This is a genomic window from Clostridium polyendosporum (genome assembly GCF_018332455.1).
Taxonomy (GTDB): domain Bacteria; phylum Bacillota; class Clostridia; order Clostridiales; family Clostridiaceae; genus Clostridium_AY; species Clostridium_AY polyendosporum.
Genome location: NZ_BOPZ01000136.1, coordinates 1 through 201 on the forward strand (window position 1 = coordinate 1; position 201 = coordinate 201).

Annotated in this window: 1 rRNA gene; it reads right to left on the minus strand. The window is 42.8% G+C overall.

Annotated elements, in window-relative coordinates:
* Positions 1-88 (minus strand): 5S ribosomal RNA (rrf, locus tag CPJCM30710_RS17735); the annotation flags it as partial.
* Positions 89-201: the final 113 nt, after the last annotated feature.

The following is a 201-nucleotide window of genomic DNA, read 5'->3' on the forward strand; positions in this document are numbered from 1 at the left end:
CGCCCGTGCAGTACCATCGGCCTCTTAGAGCTTAACCATCGTGTTCGGTATGGGAACGGGTGTATCCTCTAAAAGCATCATCACCAGATTGTTGATGAATTTTATTCCATCAAAATTGCACATAAGTTTTAGCCTTTTTATTGGTCAAGCCCTCGACCTATTAGTATCAGTCAGCTTAACATGTTACCATGCTTACACCTC